Source organism: Streptomyces sp. NPDC059456 (assembly GCF_042750055.1).
GTDB lineage: Bacteria > Actinomycetota > Actinomycetes > Streptomycetales > Streptomycetaceae > Streptomyces.
Map to the genome: position 1 here is coordinate 1 of NZ_JBHYVA010000814.1, position 3,415 is coordinate 3,415.

The window sequence follows — 3,415 nt, forward strand, 5'->3', positions numbered from 1 at the left end:
AGAGCATGCCGCGGCCGGTGTAGCGCTTGGCCAGCGAGACCACGAGACGGAGGTTGGCCTCCAGCAGGTGGTTCTTGGCGCGGCGGCCGTCCTCGGCGATGATCTCCAGCTCGCGCTTGAGCTTGGGGGCCAGCTTGTCGGAGTTGGCCAGCTTGTCCTCGGCGAACAGGCCCGCCTCGATGCGCTTGGCGAGCTCGACCTCCTGTTCGGCGTTGAGGAGGGGGACCTTGCCGATCTGCTTCAGGTAGTCCTTGACCGGGTCCGCGGTGGCACCGGCCACGGCGACCTGCTGGGCCGGGGCGTCGTCCTCGTCGTCGGAGATGACGAAGCCCTTGCTCTCCCCGCCGTCCTCTTCTTCCTCGCCCTCCGCCTTGACCGCGCCGGGGCCCTCCTCGAGGGGCTCGTCCTCGCCGGCCTCGTCGGCGTCCTTCTTGGCGGCGGTCTTCTTCGCGGCCGTCTTCTTCGCGGCGGTCCTCTTGGCAGGGGCCGCCTTCTTGGCCGCCGTCTTCTTCGCCGCGGTCTTCTTCGCGGCGGGCTCGGTTCCGGGCTCCTCCGCGGGAGCGTCCACGGGCTCCGGTTCCACCGTCTCGGCCGCGGGTGCCGCAGCGGCGACGGTCCGCGCAGCCGTCGTCTTCGCCGCGACGGTCTTCGTGGCCGTCCGCTTGGCCGGGGTCTTCGCTGCGACGCTCTTGCGGGTGGTGCGCTTGGGCGACTCCGCGGCACTGACCATCAGCGTCACACCCTCTTCCTCGAGGATCTGGTTGAGGCTGCGCAGAACATTCTTCCACTGGGTCGCAGGAATCTGGTCAGCCTCGAAGGCCCGACGCACGTCATCGCCGGCGATCTGCCCCTCGGCCTTGCCCCGCTCGATGAGCGCCATCACAGACTCGGAATCAGCGATCTCCGGCGGGAGCGTACGGGATGTGCTGGCCGACACGAACAACCTCTCGGAAACGATGGAAACGGCTTCCGACCCCGGCCGGATGGTGCTGGACCGGAGCCGACGACCACCGACTGGGAATGGGCCGGGGGCGCGGGCAGGGGCCGGGGAGCTGCACAGCACCCGCAAGGGCTGCTGTCTTCCCTCCGTCGGCCATCACCTCTCTAGGTCATCGCTTGACCTCGCGGAGTGTTACGCCCAATTCTTCGTGGCCCCAGTCACACCCCGGTCGCCAGGGCGTGCCGAGGTGGCCGGGCCCGCTCCCGGCCGCCGCCGGGAGGTACCCCGCCGGACCGCGTCCCGGGTACCTCCGGGGGCCGGCGGCACGTATGAGTACCCCGCGCCGCCGTCCGTCCGCCCGTCAGTGCTCGCGCGGGGCGGGGACCACGCGCTCGACCTCCGGGTGCACCGTCAGGAGCTGGCGCATCGCGTTCTCGGCGCCCGTCGCGTCGCCGGCGGCGAGGGCCTCGACGATCCGAGCGTGGTGGGCGACGCACGCCTCGCTGGGACGGTCGCAGGCGGTGACGGGGCTGCCGGACACCTGGAGCGCGGAGGAGACGATGCCGGAGAGGTGCTCCAGCATGCGGTTGCCCGCGACCTGGATGAGGAGCGCATGGAACTCGTTGTCGGCGCGCCCGAAGGTGATCGCGTCGCCCTGGCCGAGGGCGTGGCCCATGATCTCGACCATGTCGGCGAGGCGCTGCTGGATGTCGGGGCGTCCGTGGCCGGCGGCGAGGCGGGCGGCCAGCGGCTCGATGGTCCAGCGGAGCTCGTTGAGCTCGCGGCGCTGGTCGTCGCGCTGGGGGCCGAAGGCACGCCACTCGATGATGTCGGGGTCGAGCAGGTTCCAGTCGGCGACGGGGCGGACGCGGGTGCCGACGTTGGGGCGGGCGCTGACGAGGCCCTTGGCCTCCAGCACGCGCAGCGATTCGCGGACCACCGTACGGGAGACCTCGAAGCGCTGGCCGATCTCCTCGGGGACCAGCGGGCGGTCCGCGCCGAGGTCGCCGGAGACGATCATCTGGCCCAGCTGCTGGACGAGTTGGCCGTGCAGGCCGCGGCCGCGGCTGCCTGCCGCACGGCGCCCGACCCGGCTCAACTCGACGTCGGCGCCGTCCCAGTGGGGCGCCGTGACGCGGTCGGTGCCGGGGGCCTCGGCGTAGGGGTAGCGGTCGAGTTCGCCCGGGCCGGCGAGGCCGGAGTCGGCATGGCGGGCGGCGGTCATCATGGTGTGCGCAAGGGTACTCACGAATCCTTTGTCGGCCGCGCCCCGGCGACCCTTGAGGTCTTTGGTGAAAAGCACACGAAAGGGTGATCGGTACCACCTGCGCAATTGACGACTTATCGGAAGGAACCGGGCCCTTTGCGGGGAGTTGTGGTCCGGTTCACGTGATGGGGACCGGATCGGTCGCGTTCCGGCACCGCCCGGCACCGGAACGATCACCAACGGTCCTTTACCAACGGACGCGGCTGCGCAGTCCTGTGAACCCATAGGCGCACAACAGGACCATCAGCGACAACACCAGTGCGGTGCCGACGGGTTGGGCCATCACCCGCAGGACCCCCGTCACGAGGTGGTCCGCCTCCGGGGGCCACTGCGCCCAGGTCAGTCCGCGCAGCCGGGCCGCGAGCCCGCTCGCCGGGTACGCGGACGGCCCGTCCAGCGCCTTGCGCACGAGCGGAACGACCATGAGGGGTACGGCGAGCACGGCGGCCAGGCCCGCGGCCGCCGACCGGAAGACACCGGAGGCCAGGACGCCGGCCCAGGCACAGCCGATGAGCAGTCCGGCCCAACTCGCGGCCGGGGATGCCCACTCCCCGGGGGTGCGCAGCGGGCCGCGGCCGAAGACGAGTTCCAGGACGGCGGCGTCGGCCGTGACCGCGAGCGCACCGAAGGCCAGGGCGAGACCGGCACAGACGGCGAGTTTGGCGGCCAGGAGGCCCATCCGGCGCGGCACGGTGCCGCGGTCCGCGGCGAGTGCGGGGTAGCGGTACTCCTCGCCGAAGGCCAGCGCACCGAGCAGTCCCGCGCCGAGGGCGGCGGGCGGCAGGGGCAGCAGCTGCGGCCAGGCGGCGAGCAGCCGGTTCTGCGGGGTGCCGCCCGCCCGGGCCAGCACCAGCGCGGTGACGGCGGAGACGGCAACGACGACGGCCGCGGTGAGGACGGGCGTGGCGGTACCGAAGACGCGGCACAGCTCGTAGCGCAGCGGCCGCAGCGGACCGCCCACCCGCCGCACGGTCGAGGCCGGCCGCCCGGTCAGGGCGGCGGACCGGGCAGAGGCGGATGGGAACGGGACGGTTCCCGAGGCGGACGAGACGGAGGCGGGCGGGGACGGGACGGTTCCGGAGGCGGACGGGACGGAGGCGGGGGCGGGCGGGGTTGCGGGCGGGGCCCGGGCGGGGGGCGGGGCGGGGGCGCGGGGGGGGGGGGGGCCAGCCGCCGCCCCGGCGGCCCCCCGGGGCGCGGGGGCGCCC

At 73.4% G+C, this 3,415-nt stretch carries 3 protein-coding genes; all 3 read right to left on the reverse strand.

Annotated elements, in window-relative coordinates:
• Positions 1-937 (reverse strand): sigma-70 factor domain-containing protein (locus ACFXA3_RS38940; RefSeq protein ID WP_385195523.1); only part of this gene is annotated, 937 nt, incomplete at its 3' end.
• Positions 938-1,301: 364 nt separating this feature from the next.
• On the reverse strand, positions 1,302-2,243 hold the full coding sequence (locus ACFXA3_RS38945; RefSeq protein ID WP_385195525.1) for a FadR/GntR family transcriptional regulator: 942 nt from the start codon (positions 2,241-2,243) through the stop codon (positions 1,302-1,304).
• A gap of 151 nt (positions 2,244-2,394) precedes the next feature.
• On the reverse strand, positions 2,395-3,168 hold the full coding sequence (locus ACFXA3_RS38950) for an ABC transporter ATP-binding protein (RefSeq protein WP_385195527.1): 774 nt from the start codon (positions 3,166-3,168) through the stop codon (positions 2,395-2,397).
• Positions 3,169-3,415 lie beyond the last annotated feature (247 nt).